Source organism: Flavobacterium sp., assembly GCF_041392005.1.
Classification (GTDB): domain Bacteria; phylum Bacteroidota; class Bacteroidia; order Flavobacteriales; family Flavobacteriaceae; genus Flavobacterium.
The window spans coordinates 40,340-60,372 of sequence record NZ_JAWKMX010000002.1; the positions used below are offsets into that span (position 1 = coordinate 40,340).

The 20,033-nt window shown below is 31.9% G+C and carries 26 protein-coding genes; 22 read left to right on the forward strand and 4 right to left on the reverse strand.

The annotated features are described in order from the left end of the window. Positions 1-2 precede the first annotated feature (2 nt). The 4 genes from R2808_RS01690 to R2808_RS01705 are packed head-to-tail and all read left to right on the forward strand — an operon-like array spanning position 3 to position 3,362. Positions 3-1,763, forward strand: coding sequence for a BatD family protein (locus tag R2808_RS01690; RefSeq protein WP_371269202.1), 1,761 nt, complete (start codon positions 3-5; stop codon positions 1,761-1,763). 26 nt (positions 1,764-1,789) lie between these two features. Next, positions 1,790-2,194, forward strand: coding sequence for a GxxExxY protein (locus R2808_RS01695; RefSeq protein WP_371269203.1), 405 nt, complete (start codon positions 1,790-1,792; stop codon positions 2,192-2,194). A 39-nt stretch (positions 2,195-2,233) separates the two neighbouring features. Then, on the forward strand, positions 2,234-2,998 hold the full coding sequence (locus tag R2808_RS01700; RefSeq protein ID WP_371269204.1) for a tetratricopeptide repeat protein: 765 nt from the start codon (positions 2,234-2,236) through the stop codon (positions 2,996-2,998). Positions 2,999-3,035: 37 nt separating this feature from the next. Further along, positions 3,036-3,362, forward strand: a complete 327-nt coding sequence (locus R2808_RS01705) for a hypothetical protein (protein ID WP_371269205.1) — start codon at positions 3,036-3,038, stop codon at positions 3,360-3,362. Here the strand turns inward: R2808_RS01705 and R2808_RS01710 are convergent. Further along, complete coding sequence (locus tag R2808_RS01710) at positions 3,359-3,910, reverse strand: CvpA family protein (protein ID WP_371269206.1); 552 nt, start codon at positions 3,908-3,910, stop codon at positions 3,359-3,361. The genes R2808_RS01705 and R2808_RS01710 overlap by 4 nt on opposite strands. Before the next feature lie 131 nt (positions 3,911-4,041). Here R2808_RS01710 and R2808_RS01715 point away from each other — a divergent pair, with 131 nt between their 5' ends. From R2808_RS01715 to R2808_RS01760, 10 genes are all read left to right on the forward strand, one after another. Continuing rightward, a complete protein-coding gene (locus tag R2808_RS01715) occupies positions 4,042-4,398 on the forward strand; it encodes a hypothetical protein (RefSeq protein ID WP_371269207.1) in 357 nt (118 codons plus the stop codon). Between the two features lie 124 nt (positions 4,399-4,522). Further along, complete coding sequence (pheS, locus tag R2808_RS01720; RefSeq protein WP_371269208.1) at positions 4,523-5,542, forward strand: phenylalanine--tRNA ligase subunit alpha; 1,020 nt, start codon at positions 4,523-4,525, stop codon at positions 5,540-5,542. Positions 5,543-5,624: 82 nt separating this feature from the next. Continuing rightward, complete coding sequence (locus R2808_RS01725; RefSeq protein WP_371269209.1) at positions 5,625-5,786, forward strand: hypothetical protein; 162 nt, start codon at positions 5,625-5,627, stop codon at positions 5,784-5,786. 1,411 nt (positions 5,787-7,197) lie between these two features. Beyond that, positions 7,198-7,449 carry a hypothetical protein gene (locus R2808_RS01730; RefSeq protein WP_371269210.1) on the forward strand — a complete coding sequence of 84 codons (252 nt, stop codon included), beginning with the start codon at positions 7,198-7,200 and terminating at the stop codon, positions 7,447-7,449. 400 nt (positions 7,450-7,849) lie between these two features. Then, positions 7,850-7,981, forward strand: a complete 132-nt coding sequence (locus R2808_RS01735; protein WP_371269211.1) for a glycoside hydrolase domain-containing protein — start codon at positions 7,850-7,852, stop codon at positions 7,979-7,981. 88 nt (positions 7,982-8,069) lie between these two features. Beyond that, entirely contained in the window at positions 8,070-8,243 is a 174-nt protein-coding gene (locus R2808_RS01740; protein ID WP_371269372.1) for a glycoside hydrolase domain-containing protein, read from the forward strand. Beyond that, entirely contained in the window at positions 8,236-8,367 is a 132-nt protein-coding gene (locus tag R2808_RS01745) for a glycoside hydrolase domain-containing protein (protein ID WP_371269373.1), read from the forward strand. The genes R2808_RS01740 and R2808_RS01745 overlap by 8 nt, the downstream gene beginning before the upstream one ends. A gap of 35 nt (positions 8,368-8,402) precedes the next feature. Beyond that, on the forward strand, positions 8,403-8,489 hold the full coding sequence (locus R2808_RS01750) for a glycoside hydrolase domain-containing protein (protein ID WP_371269374.1): 87 nt from the start codon (positions 8,403-8,405) through the stop codon (positions 8,487-8,489). Positions 8,490-8,820: 331 nt separating this feature from the next. Then, on the forward strand, positions 8,821-8,964 hold the full coding sequence (locus tag R2808_RS01755; RefSeq protein ID WP_371269212.1) for a glycoside hydrolase domain-containing protein: 144 nt from the start codon (positions 8,821-8,823) through the stop codon (positions 8,962-8,964). A 31-nt stretch (positions 8,965-8,995) separates the two neighbouring features. Then, positions 8,996-9,880, forward strand: a complete 885-nt coding sequence (locus tag R2808_RS01760; protein WP_371269213.1) for a discoidin domain-containing protein — start codon at positions 8,996-8,998, stop codon at positions 9,878-9,880. A gap of 70 nt (positions 9,881-9,950) precedes the next feature. Here the strand turns inward: R2808_RS01760 and R2808_RS01765 are convergent, their stop codons facing one another. From R2808_RS01765 to metG, 3 genes are all read right to left on the reverse strand, one after another. After that, on the reverse strand, positions 9,951-10,928 hold the full coding sequence (locus R2808_RS01765) for a TerC/Alx family metal homeostasis membrane protein (RefSeq protein WP_371269214.1): 978 nt from the start codon (positions 10,926-10,928) through the stop codon (positions 9,951-9,953). 149 nt (positions 10,929-11,077) lie between these two features. Beyond that, entirely contained in the window at positions 11,078-12,073 is a 996-nt protein-coding gene (locus tag R2808_RS01770) for an NAD(P)H-dependent glycerol-3-phosphate dehydrogenase (protein ID WP_371269215.1), read from the reverse strand. A gap of 52 nt (positions 12,074-12,125) precedes the next feature. Further along, the gene (gene metG, locus R2808_RS01775) at positions 12,126-14,189 is read right to left on the reverse strand and encodes a methionine--tRNA ligase (RefSeq protein ID WP_371269216.1); all 2,064 of its coding nucleotides are present in this window, start codon (positions 14,187-14,189) and stop codon (positions 12,126-12,128) included. Positions 14,190-14,283: 94 nt separating this feature from the next. On the opposite strand from metG, the gene R2808_RS01780 reads away from it, so the two are divergent. The 8 genes from R2808_RS01780 (at position 14,284) to R2808_RS01815 (ending at position 19,973) form a co-directional block, all read left to right on the forward strand. Continuing rightward, a complete protein-coding gene (locus R2808_RS01780) occupies positions 14,284-15,183 on the forward strand; it encodes an LD-carboxypeptidase (RefSeq protein ID WP_371269217.1) in 900 nt (299 codons plus the stop codon). A gap of 42 nt (positions 15,184-15,225) precedes the next feature. Further along, positions 15,226-15,585, forward strand: a complete 360-nt coding sequence (locus R2808_RS01785) for a YraN family protein (protein ID WP_371269218.1) — start codon at positions 15,226-15,228, stop codon at positions 15,583-15,585. A 56-nt stretch (positions 15,586-15,641) separates the two neighbouring features. Beyond that, complete coding sequence (locus R2808_RS01790; protein ID WP_371269220.1) at positions 15,642-15,773, forward strand: hypothetical protein; 132 nt, start codon at positions 15,642-15,644, stop codon at positions 15,771-15,773. 30 nt (positions 15,774-15,803) lie between these two features. Continuing rightward, positions 15,804-16,307: an aspartate kinase gene (locus R2808_RS01795; protein WP_371269221.1), complete on the forward strand. Its 504-nt coding sequence runs from the start codon at positions 15,804-15,806 to the stop codon at positions 16,305-16,307. 106 nt (positions 16,308-16,413) lie between these two features. Next, positions 16,414-19,014 (forward strand): gliding motility protein, encoded by a 2,601-nt coding sequence (locus R2808_RS01800; RefSeq protein WP_371269222.1) that lies wholly within the window; start codon positions 16,414-16,416, stop codon positions 19,012-19,014. A gap of 15 nt (positions 19,015-19,029) precedes the next feature. Beyond that, positions 19,030-19,413, forward strand: a complete 384-nt coding sequence (locus tag R2808_RS01805) for a polymer-forming cytoskeletal protein (RefSeq protein WP_371269223.1) — start codon at positions 19,030-19,032, stop codon at positions 19,411-19,413. Next, on the forward strand, positions 19,391-19,609 hold the full coding sequence (locus R2808_RS01810; RefSeq protein ID WP_371269224.1) for an AtpZ/AtpI family protein: 219 nt from the start codon (positions 19,391-19,393) through the stop codon (positions 19,607-19,609). Before R2808_RS01805 ends, R2808_RS01810 begins: the two co-directional genes overlap by 23 nt. Then, positions 19,599-19,973, forward strand: a complete 375-nt coding sequence (locus R2808_RS01815) for a hypothetical protein (RefSeq protein WP_371269225.1) — start codon at positions 19,599-19,601, stop codon at positions 19,971-19,973. The genes R2808_RS01810 and R2808_RS01815 overlap by 11 nt, the downstream gene beginning before the upstream one ends. Positions 19,974-20,033: the final 60 nt, after the last annotated feature.

Here is a 20,033-nt window from a genome sequence, read left to right on the forward strand (position 1 = left end):
AAATGAACAAAATATATTATTACATAGTATTTTTAATAACAAGTACAATTTTTGCACAAGAAGTAAAATTTGAAGCAAAAGTTGATAAAACTACCGTAGGGCTCAACGAAAAAGTAAGAATTACTTTTTCTATTAATCAAGATGGAGATAATTTTGAACAACCCGATTTTGCAGGATTTCAAGTAGTAGGCGGCCCATTTCAATCGACTAATTTTTCGTGGATAAACGGTGTAAAATCATTCAACAGAAGCTACACCTATGTATTACAACCACGCCAAAAGGGAAATCTAACGATAAAACCCGCAGCCATAGAATACGACGGCAAAATATATAAAACCAATGCAGTTACCATAAAAGTAACCGATGCTATTGCGGTTCCAAAAGACCCTAATAGCCCCGATTATAAAGCAGGAGAAGGCATTCATTTAGTTGCCGAGGTATCAAACGGAAATCCTTATTTAAACCAACCAATAACCGTTGTATATAAACTGTATTTCGACCCTCGATTTACGGTACAAAATGTTCGCGAAGTAGAAAATCCAAAATACAATGGTTTCTGGAGTCAGCATATCGATATTGCCAAACTAGAAGCTGTTCCAGGAACGTACAACGGAAAAGACTACGCTATGGTGGTTTGGCGAAAAGTATTACTATATCCGCAAGAAACAGGTGTAAAGCCACTTGAACCCTTAAAAATCGATTTAGATGTTTTAGTACCTACTCGAAAAAACATGGGAGGTTTCTTTTCGGTTATGGATTATGAAAAAGTAGCCAAAACCGTTTCGGCTGGTGCTAAATCAATTACGGTAAAGCCTTTGCCAGAAGAAGGAAAACCAGCAAGTTTTACAGGAGCTGTAGGAAGTTTCGATTTTAAAATAAAACCGTCAAAAACAGAATTAAAAAGCGGTGAATCATTAGACTTAGAAATTAGTGTTTCGGGTAACGGTAATTTAAAATTATTTAATTTACCAAAACCCGAATTTCCTAGTGCTTTCGAGGTTTTCGATCCGCAGCATCAAGAACAAGTACAAACACCACTTTCTGGAATGACAGGAAAAATTTCAGATACTTATACAATTGTTCCACAAGTAAAAGGAAAATATACGATTAAACCTATTGAATTCTCCTATTTTGATTTGGCTACAAAATCGTATAAAACCATAACTTCAGAAACGATTGAAATTAATGTTTTACAAGGAAAAGAAACTATTGCTTCAAGCGATAATTCATCAGCTAATAAGCAAAAAGTTGAAAAATACAATACTTTCCAATTCATTAAATTAAATTCGGAATTTCAGCCTATCGCAAAAGAAGATTTCTTTGGAAGCGGTAAATTTTATACGTTACTTTTTGCACCGTTTTTACTAATTCCAATAATTATTTTAGCGAAGAAGAAAAAAGAAACCATCGACGCCGATGTGGTAGGAAATAAAATTCGTAGAAATACGAAATTGGCTAAAAAATTCCTTTCCGAAGCTAAAAAACAATTAGGGAACAAAGTGCCATTTTATATGGCAATGGAAAAAGCAATGCACAACTTCTTAAAAGCAAAATTGCATTTAGAAACTTCAGAAATGAGTAAGGAAAATATTCAAGAATTATTATTGGCTAAAAATGCTAATAGTGAAATTGTTTCTGAATTTATTGCCTTAATGAACGATTGCGAATTTGCACGTTACACGCCATCATCAGATGTTGCGATGCAAAAAGATTACGATAGAGCCGTTACGTTAATAGCGGATTTAGAAAAACAGATTGCTTAACCACAAGCAATAAATTGCCACTAAGTATGCACGAAGCTCACAAAGAAAATATTAGCGAACAAGAAATTTCAAAAATTGTTTTTGATTGTGCTTTAAAAGTTCACAAATCTCTTGGTCCTGGTTTACTCGAAAGCGCTTACGAAGAATGTTTATTTTATGAATTAAAGAAAACGAATTTAATAATTGAAAAACAAAAACCACTTCCTTTAATTTATGAAGATGTAAAGTTAGAAGTTGGTTACAGAGTAGATATTATTATAGAAAATAAATTTATAGTTGAAATAAAGTCAGTTGAAGCTATTAATGATGTTCATTTAGCACAACTCTTAACATATTTAAAACTTACAGATTGTAAGCTTGGATTACTAATTAATTTTAATGTTAAACTTTTAAAAGAAGGAGTAAAGAGAGTTATTAACGGAACTTTATAGTGTTCTTTGTACAATCTTTGTGACCTTTATGGTTAAATAATGAAAAAGATTTTAGTTTACATAGCCATTTTAATTTCAAATTTTGTTTTAGCTCAAAACGCAGCACAAATCCTTTTTGAGAAAGCAAACGAAAACTATCGTCAAGAAAAATATGAATTAGCCGCTTCGCAATACGAATCCATTTTAGAAACTCAAAAAGTAGCCTCTGCAGAATTGTATTATAATCTTGGAAACGCATATTACAAATTAGGAAAAGTTGCACCAGCAATCTTTAACTTAGAAAAAGCATTGTTGTTAAACCCGAATGATGAAGCCATTCAAACCAATTTACATTTCGCCCAAAAAATGGCAATAGACGATATAAAAGTGGTTCCAGAAGTTGGCTTTTCTAAACTGGTTTACAATTTTACATCTATGTTCTCATACAATACATGGGCGTGGATAAGCGTTACATGCGCAATTGCTTTTTTGATGTTCTTTATTGGATATTATTTTTCTTCTTATACTAACATTAAACGAGCCTTTTTTGTGGGAATGTTTGTTTTGTTAGGCGTTTTATTTGTAAGCATTCTTTCAGCATATTTACAGAAACGATTTGATGCCAATATTCGCCCAGCCATTGTTTTTGTGGAAAGCACTTTTGTAAAAGCAGAACCTAAAAACAGCGCCGAAAATGCTTTTGAACTACACGAAGGAACAAAAGTATATGTAAAAGAAGAACTCAACAACTGGAAACGTATTCAACTAACCGACAAAACCGAAGGTTGGGTTAAAAAAGAAGCGATTAAAGAGTTGAAGGAATAGTTTACAGTGTTCAGTTAACAGTTTTCAGAAATTAAAAATGGAAGAACCAATCATTTTTGAAGCAAAAGGCTATCCAATTATCAAAATATATAATGATTACTTTGAAATAAAAGCAATTGATTATTGGGAATTTAGAGTTTTTAAGTTTTACGAAATGGAATCAGTTAAGGTTATTAACCCACAAAAAAATTGGTTTAATCAATTGTTCAACACCTTTTCTCCAATAGCAGGAAAATATACTACTGAAGAACCCTTAATTTTAAGAGTAACAAAAAAGAATCAAGGAATTTGGGATTATAAAATTCCAAATAAATATGATGAAGATTTTAATAAAATAATTAGGCTAATAAATAGTGAAATTTAATTTTCGTTTTCTACTTTTTCAGACTGCGACTGTTCACTGTCAACTGACGACTGACGACTTTTCTCATACCATTCTTCAATTTTTGGATACAAAAAAGCAGATATTTCTTTCGTTGGATTGTAAAAAATAGATTCGTCTAGCGTTTCTTGTTTTACCAACATATTGTTGAGGTTTATCTTTTCAAAAACCAAAATAACAATACTCAACGCTAAAATAGTTTTTAAACAGCTAAAAAAAGCACCAGCAAGTTTATTTAACCAACCTAAATAAGCAAAATCAGCAATTTTAGTTAATAATTTAGCCGATAAATGAATAGCAATTACAACGAGTAAAAAAGTTAAAACAAAAGCTGTTATTTCAATGTATTTAGGATGCCAACTTACTTTGGTTTCTAATATTTCTTTTGTTAAATAAGAGAATTTAATCGCTACAAAAATTCCAATAATCAATGCGACAAGCGAAGCTAACTCTACAAAAAGTCCATTTTTTATGCCTTTGTAAAGTGCAATACATAATAAAACAGCAAAAATAATATCAATAAAACTCATGTTTTCGAGAAAATAGATGAAAGAACAAAGATAAAAGAATTGTTGAAACTCAAATTTCAAACGTATCTTTGCAGTTCATTTTTTGAATAATGAACTCATAATTCATTATTCATTATTCATAATTTTCAAAAATGTCTCGAGACGAACAATTAAAAGAACGTTGGGAAAACGTGGTAACGATACTTTCAGCTAAATTTACAGATGGCGAAGCACTCGATTTAGACGGCATCATCTATTTGATAGGTGTGCAAGAATTGGGTAAATTTAAACAAACATTTAAAAAAGACGACAAAGTAAACCTTATGCACATTGCAATATGTCGTTTATTAGAACCCTACGGTTATTACGAATTCGATTTTTTCGACAACGATGGTTGGCCACATTACAAAGTTAAAGAACAATTACCTGCATTAAAGCCTGGCGAACAAGCGGTTTTAATGAAAGAAGCTATTGTAAATTATTTCCTCGAAAAAGAACTTATACAGTGATTAGTAAATAGTGAACAGTAATTAGCTTTTTAAAAAATTCTTTAAGTTAAAGGTTGACTATTCACTAATTACTCTTTACTAATTACTAAAAAAACGTAAATTTGCACCTTTCAGAACGAATGTCATGATAGAAAAGATTAAAAATTATATTGAAGAAGTAAAAGCTTTCAATGCCGATAATAAAGAAAAAGTAGAAGAATTCCGAATTAAATATTTAGGGAGTAAGGGATTATTAAAAGACCTATTTGCCGATTTTAAAAATGTACCAAACGAAATGAAAAAAGAGTTTGGACAAGTAATCAATCAGCTAAAAACTTCTGCCGAAGAAAAAGTTGCTCAATTACAAGAACAATTAGAAAGCAAAGAAATAGCCAAAGGCGTATACGGCGATGTTACCCGCCCAGGAGAACCCATTAATTTAGGTTCACGCCATCCTATTTCTATCGTTAAAAATCAAATAATCGACATTTTTTCAACCATCGGATTTAATGTTTCTGAAGGGCCAGAAATTGAAGACGATTGGCACAATTTTACGGCATTAAACCTGCCCGAATACCATCCGGCACGCGATATGCAAGACACGTTTTTTATTCAAACCAATCCCGATATTTTATTGCGCACACATACGTCATCGGTGCAAGTGCGTTATATGGAAAACAACAAGCCACCCATTAGAACCATTTCGCCAGGTAGGGTTTTTAGAAACGAAGATATTTCTTCACGTTCGCACTGTATTTTTCACCAAGTAGAAGGATTATATATAGATAAAGATGTTTCGTTTGCTGATTTAAAACAAACCCTTTTATATTTTACCAAAGAAATGTTTGGTAAATCAAAAATTCGTTTGCGTCCGTCATATTTTCCTTTTACCGAGCCAAGTGCTGAGGTAGATATTTATTGGGGACTAAACAATGAAATTGATTATCGAATTACAAAAGGTACGGGTTGGCTCGAAATTATGGGCTGCGGAATGGTTGATCCAAACGTACTTAAAAATTGTAATATCAATCCCGATGAATATACCGGTTTTGCTTTTGGTATGGGTATCGAGCGTATTGCGATGTTGTTGTATCAAATAGGCGATATTCGTATGTTTTATGAAAATGATGTACGCTTTTTAGAACAATTTAAATCGAGTTTATAAAATTAAGTTTTAATGTTAAAAGTTGAAAAGTTTAATGTCACTTTACAACGTTCAACTTTACAACATTTGACTTCCCTGGTATATGAAAAAAGACATTATCATACCCAAAGTAGAAGGCGTTCATATAGTTGCAATACAAGAATGGAACGATGATTTTATGGAAAATTCTTGGTACGCTTACCTATTAAATGAAACCGAACAAAAATTGGAAATGGCTATGGTAGTTTCACGAGCTTATGGTTGACTTAATGGCGAAACTGTAAAACAGCTACTTTTCGTCACGCGTTTGCTAAAGTCGAACCAAGAACTGCCGTTAAAGTAGAATTATTAGAAAATAACGTATTGCAATTGAATAACGGAATCATGTTATCCTATTTTTCAAACGACAATTATACGTGATAAAACTTTTTGTGTTTCGAGTAAATTCTATTAATGGTGCTACTGCCGATTTGTACCAATTATCAATAAAAGAGGCGTTTTTGCGAATTAGATTTTAAACATGGCTTCAGAAACACCAACAATTAAACAAACAGCTTGGATATTTGGTAATTCCAACAATTTTTATTCATGGGATTATTACTATTGGTGTTTCATCAAATTTTTTCTGGAAAATGCTGTTTTATATGGAGCCGTTACTTATTTATCTATGTTATATTTTAAGAAAACCTATACCTCAAAGTCAGAAAAGGTTTGTCTTTGTATAACGAAAATCGCTCTTTTGAAGGATTGACTATCAAAAAAAAGTTATGATTTTTCTGCCAACACAATTATTTGACAAATATCGTTATTTATTGTTGAGTTCTTCAAAATGGGTTATAAAGAAAGCTATTTTAAATAATATTGCATTTGGATATAGTCAAATTGGAGATGGAAAAAAGCCAAAGAATATTACGAAAGATTGCTTGTTGGAATTTTAAAAATGGAATTGCCAAAGTAGCATTAAAAATGATTGATTCATTTGAAAAATCAGAGTAAAGAGTTAACATCTGTAATATTTTTTCCACCACATAGAAAACATAGTCAACATAGGAAACTTATATGAACTCATATAGACAAAGGACTTCTTATACTTTCTTATATGTTTAAAATTCAACCCAATCCTATTGTTACCTCAAACAAGTGAAACGCCTAAAAAAAAGAAAAAAACCTATGTTTCTGTAGTAAAACTCTTAGAAGCTAAAATCTTTTTCTTCCCAAAATCATATTTCCGTCTCATTTTTTAAATAGTAAGATTGTATACTATATTTTTTCCTCAATTTTATACTTTGAAAAAAGTTTAAAATGAAGAAAACTTTTCTTTTTTGGGTCTTGATTTTCCAATTTGATTTAGTCAATTTGAAGAAAGTTCGTTAACATAGAAGCTATAGCAGAAACGAACCTTTAGTCGGAGCATCAGTTCACATGTTTTTATTATCCAACATTTATTACTGATTTTAACGGAAAAACAATTTTGAATTTTAATAAATTAGCGTTGACTCAAAAAAATAGAATACTTTTTTGATGATAAATTATTGAAAAAGAAAATAAGAACATAACAAAACTTCAATAAAATAATAAACATGAAAACCATTTATTGCTTAGCTTTTTAACTACTACGATTTCCCAAGCACAAGATTTCGCCAAACACGTCAATCCATTTATTGGAACTGGCGGTCTTGACATACTTTCTTTTTCCTGGAGCAACAGTTCCTTATGGCATGGTGCAATTATCTCCTGATACGCGAATTGATGGCAGTTGGGATGGTTGTAGCGGCTATCATTATTCCGACACTATTATTTATGGTTTTTCACACACGCATTTAAATGGTACGGGTAAATCCGATTATGGCGATATTTTGTTAATAACTATGGGCGAACCTTCATTTGATAATAAAGTGTATTCTCTTTCTTTTTTCTCATGCCAATGAAAAAGCATCTACTTGATTTTATTCAGTAAAATTAGACAAACATGATATCGATGTGCGTTTAATCATATCACTGCGTGGGTTTTCATGAATATACGTTTAGTCATTGGACTAGCCAATATTATTCTCGATTTGAATCACCGCGATAAAACTTTTTGGAAGGCGAAGTACGAATTATTGATGACAAAACCATTGAAGTGTTACTTAGAAGAAGCGAAGTTGGGCACAAAACCATATATATGCCCGAATTGAATTTAATGTGCCGATGAAAATGAATTATCAAAATCAGATAAGGTAATTAATTACACTATTCATAAAGGAATGAATTGGCACTTAGTTTTTCTAAAAAAGTTAAAAAGGGGAGAAAAAAATTTAGTTAAAGTCGCACTTTCACCAACAAGTTATGAAGGTGCCAAAACTAAATAGTTCTGAAATCAAACATTGGGATTTTGAAAAAGTGCATCAAGAAGTTATCAAATTTTGGAACAAAGAATTATCAAAGATAGAAGTCACTTTAAATGATAAAGAAAAATAAGCGATTTTCTATACAGCGTTATATCACACCATGATGCAACCCAATATTGCTCAAGATTTGATGGAAAATATCGCGGTCAGACAACCAAATTCATCAAGTCAAAGGATCTGATTATTATACGGTTTTCTCGCTTTGGGATACGTTTAGAGCGGCGCATCCATTATATACGCTAATCGACAAAAAACGCACTGCCGATTATATCAATACCTTTATCAAAACAATACGAACAAGGAGGAAGATTACCCGTTTGGTTCATCAATGAAACCGATTTCACGATTGGGTATCATTCGGTTTCTGTAATTGCTGATGCGATGGTAAAAAACATTAAAGGGTTTGATTACGAAAAAGCTACGAAGCGAGTAAAGCATTCGTACGTGATGTATTAGGTTTAGAAAGCGGTACAAAAAACGGTTTTATTTCTATTGATGACGATCATGAAAGTGTTTCTAAAACGGTGGAATATGCTTACGACGACTGGTGTATTGCGCAAATGGCTCATGCTAAATAAACAAGAAGATTATCACTATTTCATGAAGCGTTCACAAAGCTGGAAAAACCTTTTCGATTAAAAACCGGTTTTATTCGCCCAAAAAAGAATGGCGGTTGGGACAAACCTCGACCCTCGTGAACAATAATTTTACCGAAGGCAATGGTTGGCAATATACGTTTTTTTGTACCGCACGATATAGACGGTATGATTGCAAGCGTACGGTGGACCAGAAAAATTTGAAGCTAAACTAGACGAAATGTTTAACAGCGAAAGCAAAACAACAGGAAGAGAGCAGTAGATGTAACGGCTAATAGGACAATATGCACATGGAAACGAACCTAAATAATACATGGCGCATTTGTACAATTATGTAGGAAAACCCGAAAAAACGAATGAAAAAGTAATACACCATATTTTTGCATACTTCTACAAAAACACACCTGATGGTTTAATAGGTAACGAAGATTGCGGACAAATGAGGCGTGGTATGTAAGAGAAGCGATTGTATTCCATTTTACCTGAAAATGGAGATTATTGGACCACAACAAAACCATTATTTCCAAAGGCAATTTATTTTTGAAAATGGAACTCATTTAAAAATTAGCGATATTCAAAAATATGTAAACCCAACAGACCAAAACACCTATCTATTTAGACAAACAACAATGATGAATACTTTTCATTCTTCAAACATTTTAGCTTGTCCGGTAATTGAAGCCGAAAGTAAATCGTTTAAAAACAAATTGAAGATTGAATTAAAGTCTCAAAATCCAAACGATGAAATTTATTATATTTTTAAAGAAGCCTTAGAAGGAAAACCAACATGGATTAAATATTCAAAACCATTTGAAATTACAGAATCGAAACAAATTTTAGCCAAAGTAGTAAATAAAAAACAAGAAAGTTCAATTGTTTCCGCTCAATTCTTTAAAAAACCAAACAACTACACTGTTGAACTCAAATCAAAATACAATCCACAATATCATGCAGGTGGCCCAGAAGGTTTGTTAGACGGAATTTACGGTAACGAAAACTGGCGTAAAGGCGAGTGGCAAGGTTACCAAAGCCAAGATTTTGAAGCAGTAATCGATTTGCAAAAAGAAACCGAAATCTCAGGTATTTCAGCTAGTTTTTTACAAGACACTCGCGCATGGATTTTATATCCAACACAAGTTGAATATTATGTTTCAGATGACAACATCAATTTCACTTTAGCAGCAACTGTTAAAAATAAAGTAAACGCCAACGATTATGAAGTGCAAACGCAAAAACTAACAGCCGAAATCAATAAAAAAGGACGTTATGTAAAAGTTATTGCACGTAATTTTGGGAAATTACCCGAATGGCATCAAGGGTTTCTGTATAATGGCGATGCTTTTATTTTTATTGATGAGATTGAAATCAATTAATCAATTTGAAAATGTGCCAATTTGAAAATTCTGTTAACTTCGACTGAAAACTGCTAACTAAAGAGTAAAATCAATCTTTAATTGGAAATAAAATTGACCAAAGAACAGAAATTAACAAAATCGTACCCACTACAGCCAAAGATACTGTCGACGAAATATGAACCCAAGGCGCAATTATCATTTTGGTTCCAATAAAAGCCAAAATTAAAGCCAAACCGTAATGCAAACGACTAAACATATACATAAAGTTGGCTAATAAAAAGTACAACGAACGCAAGCCTAAAATAGCAAAAATATTCGACGTATATAAAATAAAAGGATCGTCGGGTGCAATAGCAAAAATAGCCGGAATACTATCAACCGCAAACAGCAAATCGGTAAGTTCAATAATAGCAACGACAACTAGTAGAGGTGTTGCCATTTTTACGCCATTTTCTATGGTAAAAAACTTATCGCCATCAAAGTTTTTACTTACTTTAAAAAATTTGTGAACCAATTTAGCACCTGCACTCTTACTAAAATCTTTTTCGCCTTCGTCTTCACTATGGCTAAACCACGATTTTATACCAGCGCCAATTAAAATAAAACCAAAAATAGTAAGCAAATAGTTTATTCTTACCGTATGACCAAACAATTCCATTTCGGGTAAATACGTGTAATTTAATATCCAAACGCCTGTAAAAATGAAAATAGCCCTAAAAAATAATGCGCCTAAAACACCCCAGAAGAGTACTTTGTGCTGGGCTTCTTTTGCTACATTAAAGTAATTAAAAACAAGAATAAAAATAAACAGATTGTCAACCGATAACGCTTTTTCTATCCAATAGGCGCCTTGAAATTGAGAAAATTTTTCAATGCCCATGGTATAGTAGATGATGGCACTAAAACCCATTGCTAAACCAATCCAAATGGCAGACCAAATGGCTGCTTCTCGCGATGAAATAGCATGCCCCTTTTTATTTAAAACGCCTAAATCTAAAAGTAACATTGCAATTATTGTTACCGTAAAAATACCAATAACAACAGGGTGATCAATTAAATGGTCCATAGTTTATTTTTTTACAAATATAAAAGAGCTTTTTTAAACCAAGGAAAAACAATGTAATTACCTGAAAATAAGCTATTTAAAAAATAGGTAAAAAAACATAAACAACTGTTAATCAGAAACTTAACTTAAATATAACGAAGACATGTTTTTTAATCTAATTTTTCCGTTAATTTTTTAAATACTTTTTTGGGCTCTTTATTTTCGTATAAAATAGCATAAACAGCATCAATTATTGGCGTTTTAGCACCGTATTCTTGATTGAGTTTATAAGCACTTTTAGAAGCATAATATCCTTCGGCAACCATACTCATCTCCATTTGAGCTGATTTTACGGTGTAGCCTTTTCCAATCATATTCCCGAACATTCGGTTTCGAGAAAATACAGAATAACCCGTAACCAATAAATCGCCTAAATAAGCTGAATTATTAATGTTTCGTTTCATTTTATGCACTTTACGAATGAATTTTTTCATTTCGCGAATAGCATTACTCATTAAAACCGCTTGAAAATTATCGCCATAACCTAAGCCGTGAGCAATACCCGCAGCAATTGCATAAATATTTTTCAATACCGCAGCATATTCGGTACCAATAATATCATCGGAAATTTTTGCATTAATATAATGGCTACTTAGGTTTTTAGCTAGCATTTTTGCCTTATCTTTTTCAGAACATGCAATAGTTAAATACGATAAACGTTCTAGAGCAACTTCTTCGGCATGGCATGGTCCTGTAATAACACCAATATTTTCGTATGGAATATTGTAATTTTTATGAAAATGCTCGCCAACAATTAAACTTGTTTCAGGTACAATTCCTTTTATGGCCGAAAAAATTACTTTTCCATCTAAACTTTCGGTTAGGTTTTCTAGTTCGCCGCTTAAAAAAGCCGATGGAATAGCAAAAATGATATAATCGGCAAACGCAACCGCTTCATTTATGTTGTTCGTTAAATGTAATTGCTTTACATCAAACTCTACCGAACTTAAATAATTAGGATTATTCGATTGATGTTTTAAATGCTCTAACGCATAAGTGCTACGCATATACCAAGCTATTTTTTTTTGGTTTTCGCACAACATTTTTGCAATTGCAGTTGCCCAACTTCCACCACCAATTACTGCAAATTTTGGATTGTTTTCCATTGCTTTTAATTTTTAGGAATTCAAAGGTAACGAAATCTAATGAATTTTAAAATTAACTAATTAAAGCACCATTTTGTACACCTTCAGCATCTGGATTTACAAAAACCAGTTTACCTTCGGCATTGTTAGTCATCAAAATCATACCCGCGCTTTCAACACCACGTAATGCTCTTGGTGCTAAATTTACCAAAACGGTAACGCGTTTTCCGATTACTTCTTCTGGAGAAAAATGTTCGGCAATACCCGATACAATCGTGCGAACATCAATGCCAGTATCAACTTTTAAAACTAATAATTTGTTGGCTTTAGGCATTTTTTCGGCTTCTAAAATAGTTCCCACACGTAAATCCATTTTTACAAAATCATCAAATGTGGCTATTTCTTTTTGTGGTTCTGCTTTTGTGTTTTCCATTTTGTTGGCTTTTTTTGTCGCTTCAAGTTTATCTAATTGTTTTTGAATATCGGCATCTTCTATTTGAGCAAATAATATTTCGGCTTGTCCGATTTGATGTCCTGATGGTAATAAATTGCTAGTTTCAGAAATTGAATTCCATTGTAAATCATTTTTCGAACAATTTAATATTCGTTTTAATTTATCTGAAGTAAACGGCAAAAATGGCTCCGATAACACTGCCAAAGCTGTAGCAATTTGCAAAGCTACAAACATTTGTGTTTTTACACGTTCTGGATTTTCTTTTACCATTTTCCATGGTTCTTCATCGGCCAAATATTTATTTCCTAAACGAGCAACATTCATCATTTCGCCTAATGCTTCTCTAAAACGGTATCGTTCAATTGACGAAGCAATTACGGCCGGATAGGCTTTTAATTCGTTTAATGTTTGAATGTCAACTTCCGTGAATTCGTTTGGTGACGGAACAATTCCGTTATAATATTTATGCGTTAAAACCACCACACGATTGATGAAATTACCAAATATTGCTGCCAATTCATTATTATTTCTCGCTTGAAAATCTTTCCAAGTAAAGTCATTGTCTTTGGTTTCGGGCGCATTAGCTGTTAAAGCATAGCGTAAAGCATCTTCTTTTCCAGGAAAATCTTGCAAATATTCATGCAACCACACTGCCCAGTTTTTAGAAGTCGATAATTTGTTGCCTTCTAAATTTAAAAATTCATTGGCTGGAACATTATCAGGTAATATATAACCGCCGTGTGCTTTTAACATCGCAGGGAAAATAATACAGTGAAACACAATATTATCTTTTCCAATAAAATGAACCAATTTGGTGTTCTCGTCTTTCCAATACGGTTCCCAATCTTTGCCTTGTTGTTCTGCCCATTCTTTTGTTGAAGAAATATAGCCAATTGGCGCATCAAACCACACATATAATTTTTTTCCTTCGGCACCTGCAACGGGCACATCGATTCCCCAATCCAAATCGCGTGTTACAGCACGAGGTTCTAAACCAGCATCAACCCACGATTTAACTTGGCCGTAAACATTAGGTTTCCAATCGTTTTTATGACCTTCTAAAATCCATTCTTTTAAAAACGCATCGTATTCATTCAGAGGTAAAAACCAATGTTTTGTCGCTTTTAATACTGGTTTTGATCCTGTTATTGTTGATTTTGGATGGATTAAATCCGTAGCATTTAAAGTAGAACCACATTTTTCGCATTGGTCGCCATAAGCTTCTTCATTGCCACATTTAGGGCATGTTCCTGTTACAAAACGATCGGCTAAAAACTGTTGTGCTTCTTCGTCAAATAATTGTTCGGTGGTTTCTTCTATAAATTTGCCGTCTTCATACATTTTTTTAAAAAAATCAGAAGCGGTATCGTGATGTATTTTTCTTGAAGTACGCGAATAATTATCAAATGAAATACCAAAATCGGCAAATGACTGACGAATAATACCGTCATATTTATCAATTACTTCTTGAGGTGTAATGCCTTCTTTTTTGGCTTTCATTGAAATGGCAACACCGTGTTCATCGCTTCCGCAAATAAAAGCTACATCATTTCCTTGTAAACGTAAGAAACGTGCATAAATATCAGAAGGCACATAAACACCCGCTAAATGACCAATATGAATGGGTCCGTTGGTATAAGGCAAAGCAGCCGTTATAGTATATCGTTTTGGATTTTGTGTCATTTTATAAAAATTTAGTGCAAAAATAATTTATTACTAATGAATTAACGAATTTTTATAGCTAATTGTGTAATTTTGATAAAATTTAAATTTAATAATGATTATTCCTCCTTATTTACAAAAAGGCGATACGGTTGCTATTGTTTGTACGGCTCGTAAGTTTTTTCCAGAAGATGCGCAACCCGCTATTGAATTACTACAATCGTGGGGTTTGCAAGTAGTTTTAGGCAATACCATTGGTTTAGATAATTGTCAATTAGGTGGCACTGACGATGAACGCGCAGCTGATTTTCAGCAACAACTCGATAATTCTAATGTAAAAGCCATTTGGTGTGCCCGAGGCGGTTATGGAACAGTAAGGATAATTGACAAAATAGATTTTTCTAATTTTAAAAAAAATCCAAAATGGGTTATTGGTTTTTCTGATGTTACCGTTTTACATAGTCATATAAATACGTTAAACGTTGCAACAATGCACGCAATAATGCCTTTTTCAGTTCCAAAAGCATCTAATGAAGTTAAAGAAACATTACATAAAGCATTATTTGGAGAATCAATTCAATATCAAATAACACCTAATGTTAACAATCGATTAGGAAATGCGAAAGGCGAATTGGTTGGCGGCAATTTATCTATTTTATACAGTTTGTTAGGGTCAAAATCTTCAATTGAAACTAAAAATAAAATTTTATTTATTGAAGATTTAGATGAATATTTATACCATTTAGATAGAATGTTATACAATATTAAAAGAAATGGATATTTCGATTCTATAAAAGCTTTACTTGTTGGTGGCATGACCGATATGCACGATAATGAAATTCCGTTTGGTCAAAATGCGGTTCAAATAATTTCATCAATTACAAAAGAGTATACTATTCCTATAGTTTTTGATTTTCCAGCTGGTCATCAACCCGATAATCGTACCTTAATTTTGGGAAGTCAAGTAAATTTTGAAGCAAATGATAACGAAGTTTCTCTAAAATTTCTAAAATAACCATTTTCAAATTTTTACATCATCAAATTTTCACATTAAACTATGGCGCAACACAACGATTTAGGCAAAGAAGGAGAAAAACAAGCTGTAGCTTTTTTAGAAGAAAACGGTTATAAAGTTCTCGAAACCAATTGGTATTTCGATAAAGCCGAAATCGATATTATTGCTCAAAAAGAAGCAATTTTAACAGTTGTTGAAGTTAAAACCCGTTCGAGTTTAGAATTCGGACTGCCGCAAGATTTTGTAAATCCAAAAAAAATTAAACTTTTAGTTAAAGCAATTAATCACTATATCGAGCTACACGATTTAGATGTTGAAGTTCGATTTGATATTATAGCGGTTTATAAAGAAAAAGAAGTATTTAAAATCAATCACATTTTAGATGCTTTTTTTTACTTTTAAATATTTTTGTAACAAAAGCAATATTTTTTTAACTTTACGCTAAAAATTTGCAGTATATGAAAACTATTTCATCAGTAGTAGAACGCTATATAAAATCGAAACCTTTTTTGTTGAGTTCCATTTCGCAAGGCATAATTAATCTTACATCGTTAGCCAGAATAATGATGCCCGAAATTGAAAAGGAGTAAAACAAAGAAGTAAAACAAGGCGCAGTAGTAATGTCGCTAAAACGTCTTTCGGAAGAATTAGATTTTAAAATCAACTTAAAACTGAATAAAGTTATTAAAGAAGTAGGCGAAATTACAGTCCGTTCTTCTTTAATAGACTATGCCTATTTAGTGTCTGATTCTATTTTAGAAACACAAGTAAAACTTATAGACGAAATAAATAAAAATCAAGATTTATTTTATACTTCGGCAAGAGGCGTTAACGAATTAAATATAATTATTAGCTCTTCCGTTTCAGACTTAGTAGATGAAATATTTAAAAATGAAAAGCGTACGCATAAAGTGGGTAATTTATCGTCTATTACTGTTAAACTTCCAAAAGCTAATGTAACCACACCTGGCGTTTTTTACTACATTTTTCAGCAATTAGCATGGGAAGGTGTTATTATTCAAGAAGTAATTTCAACAACAAACGAATTTACCATAATAGTACACGATGACCAAATAGATACGGCTTTTAGAGTGATAAAAGAGTTGAAAAATAAAGAAGATTAACACAAAAAAGCAGCTTTTTTTTAAAAGCTAAAAAAAGAAACGTATTTTTACCAGTCAATAAATACTAAAACTTTAATTTTAAAGTTTTATAAAAAAAGAAATTGAATTGAATACTCGTAAAAAAATTATATTATTCCTTCTAGGGCTATTTGTAATAGCATGCTCGGTTAAAAAAGATAAATTTATTAATCGAAATTATCATGCGCTTACAACCCAAGACAATGTTTTATACAATGGAAACCTTGCTTTAACAAGCGGTTTAGAAGAATTAGAATTAACCTATCGCGATAATTTCTGGGAACTACTTCCAGTAGAACGTATGCCAGAAAAGCAAGAAAATTTTCTACCAGGCGAAAAAAAAGACCCTAATTTTGAGAGAGCCGAAGAAAAAGCAGTAAAAGCCATTCAAAAACACGCTATGAATATAGGTGGAAAAGAACGCAACCCACAAATGGACGAAGCGTATCTTCTTTTAGGAAAAGCACGTTACTACAGCAACAGGTTTGTTCCGTCGTTAGAAGCATTAAATTATATATTGTACAAATATCCAGAAAGCGATAAAATTTATCAGGCTAAAGTTTGGCGCGAAAAAGTTAATATTAGACTAGACAATAACGAATTAGCCATTAACAACTTAAAATTATTGCTTAAACATAACAAACTAGAAGACCAAGATTTAGCGGATGCTAATGCAATGTTAGCGCAAGCTTATGCGAATATAAAAATATACGACACAGCAGTTTCGGCTATAAAAATAGCAAAAGAAAATACTAAAATTAACGAACAAAAAGCGCGCTACGGTTTTATATTAGGACAATTGTACAACCAGTTAAACTATCCAGATAGCGCTTATACAGCTTTTCAAGAAGTAATAGATTTAAACCGAAAAGCACCACGCCGGTATGTAATACAAGCTCATGCACAACAAGCCAATATGTTCGATTATGAAAAAGGCGACACGTTAGCTTTTGTAGAAAAGTTTAATAAGCTTTTAAAAGATAGAGAAAATCGTCCGTATTTAGATGTGTTAAATTATCAATTAGGTTATTTTTACGATAATCTTAAAAAAGATTCTTTAGCAAAAGTTTACTACAACAAATCGCTTCGAACCAATTTGCCCGACAGGTATTTACAAGCTAAAGATTATACCAATATAGCAAGTATTTATTTTGAAGAAGCAAATTACAAAACAGCAGGTAAGTATTACGACAGTACATTGCTTCGTTTAGAGCCAAATACGCGAGAGTTTAGACAAGTTAAGAAAAAACGAGAAAATTTAGACGATGTTATTAAGTATGAAGAAATTGCTCAACAAAACGATAGCATTTTACATATCGCTTCTTTAACCAGTGAAGCACAAATAAAATATTACGAAAAGTACATTGAAAAACTAAAAAAACAAGACGAAGCAAAAGCAAAACTAGCAGCAGAGTTAGCAGAAAAAGAAGCAAATAAAGCAGCTAATGCTACTACAAATTCTAACGCTATTACTATTAAAAACGGAACAACGCCAATTTCAAATCAAAGAGTATCGTCTATGATGCCACCAGGAAGCAACGAAAGCTCGTTCTATTTTTATAATCAAGCAATGGTAGCTATGGGTAAAGCGGAATTCCTTAAAAAATGGGGAAAACGAGCACATGTCGAAAATTGGCGACAAGCAGCTATAATTAGTAACAAAATAAATACCACTACCGAAGAAAATGAAGAAGAAAAACAAAATAATGAAGAAGAAGAAATTGTAAACCCAGCCTATACAGTTACTTTTTATACCGAACAAATTCCTACAGAACAAAAAGTTTTAGACTCTATAGCAAAAGACAGAAACAATGCGTATTATCAATTAGGATTAATTTATAAAGAAAAATTTAAAGAATACAAATTAGCCGCAAATCGGTTAGAAAAATTATTAACACTTAATCCAGAAGAAAGGTTAATACTTCCAACAAAATATAATCTCGTAAAAATTTACGAAATACTCAATCCAGATAAAGCAATTGCTTATAAAAATGACATTATTACAAACTATCCTTCTAGTCGTTATGCCGAAATTTTAAAAAATCCGAAAGCAAGCGCAGAAGACGAAAGTAACCCAGAAAATGTTTTTACAAAATTGTATAAAGCTTACGAAAACAATGAAATTAGAAAGGTTCAACCTTTAGTAAAACAAAAAATAAACGATTATTTTGGAGAAGAAATTTTACCAAAATTCGAAATGTTAAACGCTGCTATTTTAGCCCGAACAAATGGTTTAAACGCGTATAAAGAAGCGCTAAATTATATAGCGCTAACATATCCAAACACTAGCGAAGGTAAAGAAGCACAGCAAAGACTTCAACAAGATATACCCAAACTAGAAAAACTGTCATTTACTGATGAAGATTTAGCAAGCTGGAAAATTATTTTCCCTAAAACCTACACAGAAGGTTCAAATTACGAAAACCTGTTAAAACCATTAGAACAATATATAAAAGATAGTAATACCACTAATTTAAGTACATCTGTAGATGTATATACGTTAACAAACGACTTTGTGGTGCTTCACGGCTTTACATCAAAAGAAAAGGCAAAAGGAATACTGAGCTATTTACAAGAATATAAAGCGTATAAAATTAAAGATGTGGCATATGTTATTTCTTCAGAAAACTATAAAGTTGTTCAAATAAATAAGCAATTTGATGAATGGTTGAAGTTGCAAAACAATTAATAAAAAAGCAAGCAAATGTTCGACAAAACAAAACAAAACGTATTAGGAAAAACAAGTAGAATAGTAGAAGACACCATTTTTACAGGAAATATTGAAAGCACGGCCGATATTCGTATCGATGGAAAACTTAAAGGAAATATTTCTTGTGGAGGAAAAATTATAATAGGACCACAAGGCGAAATAATAGGCGATATTAACTGCCAAAACATAGATGTAGAAGGAAAGTTTAAAGGAAAAATGGAGGTTAAAGAAATGCTTTTTGTAAAAACAACAGCTCAAATTGTTGGCGAAGTAAGCATTGCAAAATTATCGGTAGAACCAGGGGCACTATTCGAAGCAACTTGCGCAATGAAAAACACTTCCAACACCAAGAATAATGAGCCAGCCCAAACAACCTAATAAATGGTTGCAACTTATTACAATTCCGTTTCAAATGGGATTTGTTATTTTTATATTTCATTATATTGGAGAATATTTAGACACAAAGAATAATACAGCATATTATAATAATATATTTGTAATACTAGGAGTTTTTTTGTCGCTATACTATGTAATTAGACAAATAGAACGCATCAATAAAAACAATGAGAATTAAAAAAAACAACGTTTTTCTTTTGTATTTAGTTGTTTCACTTGTAATTTATGGTGTAAGCATTTTTTTTAATACCGTTTTTAACTTTAATAAAAATGATTATTTTGTTTCAATTAATTCAACCTTTCCTTTTTTTGCGTTAAGTTCGTTAGTAATGCTAATACTTCATGTAATTATCTATCAAAAAAATAAAGATCAATTGGGTTACGCCTTTTTAATTACATTAACCATAAAATTAACAATATCATATTTTTATATTTCTAAAATACAAAATGATGCAAATAAAATAGCAGCACTAATTTACTTTTATATATTTTTAACAACAGATGTAATAATGGCATCTTTATTATTGAATAAAAAAGAATAACCCCTTTTTTTAAAAATAAAAAAAACAAAAAACCAGTTTGGAATATTAATTAAAGTTGTA

Excerpts from the sequence above, each read along its gene's own strand:
- R2808_RS01805 (WP_371269223.1), top strand. The coding sequence starts at position 19,030 with ATGTTCGACAAAACAAAACAAAACGTATTAGGAAAAACAAGTAGAATA.
- R2808_RS01770 (WP_371269215.1), bottom strand. The coding sequence starts at position 12,073 with ATGGAAAACAATCCAAAATTTGCAGTAATTGGTGGTGGAAGTTGGGCA.
- pheS (WP_371269208.1), top strand. The coding sequence starts at position 4,523 with ATGATAGAAAAGATTAAAAATTATATTGAAGAAGTAAAAGCTTTCAAT.
- metG (WP_371269216.1), bottom strand. The coding sequence starts at position 14,189 with ATGACACAAAATCCAAAACGATATACTATAACGGCTGCTTTGCCTTAT.
- R2808_RS01705 (WP_371269205.1), top strand. The coding sequence starts at position 3,036 with ATGGAAGAACCAATCATTTTTGAAGCAAAAGGCTATCCAATTATCAAA.
- R2808_RS01790 (WP_371269220.1), top strand. The coding sequence starts at position 15,642 with ATGAAAACTATTTCATCAGTAGTAGAACGCTATATAAAATCGAAACCT.
- R2808_RS01795 (WP_371269221.1), top strand. The coding sequence starts at position 15,804 with ATGTCGCTAAAACGTCTTTCGGAAGAATTAGATTTTAAAATCAACTTA.
- R2808_RS01725 (WP_371269209.1), top strand. The coding sequence starts at position 5,625 with ATGAAAAAAGACATTATCATACCCAAAGTAGAAGGCGTTCATATAGTT.
- R2808_RS01810 (WP_371269224.1), top strand. The coding sequence starts at position 19,391 with ATGAGCCAGCCCAAACAACCTAATAAATGGTTGCAACTTATTACAATT.
- R2808_RS01710 (WP_371269206.1), bottom strand. The coding sequence starts at position 3,910 with ATGAGTTTTATTGATATTATTTTTGCTGTTTTATTATGTATTGCACTT.
- R2808_RS01785 (WP_371269218.1), top strand. The coding sequence starts at position 15,226 with ATGGCGCAACACAACGATTTAGGCAAAGAAGGAGAAAAACAAGCTGTA.
- R2808_RS01690 (WP_371269202.1), top strand. The coding sequence starts at position 3 with ATGAACAAAATATATTATTACATAGTATTTTTAATAACAAGTACAATT.
- R2808_RS01760 (WP_371269213.1), top strand. The coding sequence starts at position 8,996 with ATGGAGATTATTGGACCACAACAAAACCATTATTTCCAAAGGCAATTT.
- R2808_RS01700 (WP_371269204.1), top strand. The coding sequence starts at position 2,234 with ATGAAAAAGATTTTAGTTTACATAGCCATTTTAATTTCAAATTTTGTT.
- R2808_RS01815 (WP_371269225.1), top strand. The coding sequence starts at position 19,599 with ATGAGAATTAAAAAAAACAACGTTTTTCTTTTGTATTTAGTTGTTTCA.
- R2808_RS01780 (WP_371269217.1), top strand. The coding sequence starts at position 14,284 with ATGATTATTCCTCCTTATTTACAAAAAGGCGATACGGTTGCTATTGTT.
- R2808_RS01715 (WP_371269207.1), top strand. The coding sequence starts at position 4,042 with ATGTCTCGAGACGAACAATTAAAAGAACGTTGGGAAAACGTGGTAACG.
- R2808_RS01695 (WP_371269203.1), top strand. The coding sequence starts at position 1,790 with ATGCACGAAGCTCACAAAGAAAATATTAGCGAACAAGAAATTTCAAAA.
- R2808_RS01765 (WP_371269214.1), bottom strand. The coding sequence starts at position 10,928 with ATGGACCATTTAATTGATCACCCTGTTGTTATTGGTATTTTTACGGTA.
- R2808_RS01735 (WP_371269211.1), top strand. The coding sequence starts at position 7,850 with ATGAAGGTGCCAAAACTAAATAGTTCTGAAATCAAACATTGGGATTTT.
- R2808_RS01755 (WP_371269212.1), top strand. The coding sequence starts at position 8,821 with ATGGCGCATTTGTACAATTATGTAGGAAAACCCGAAAAAACGAATGAA.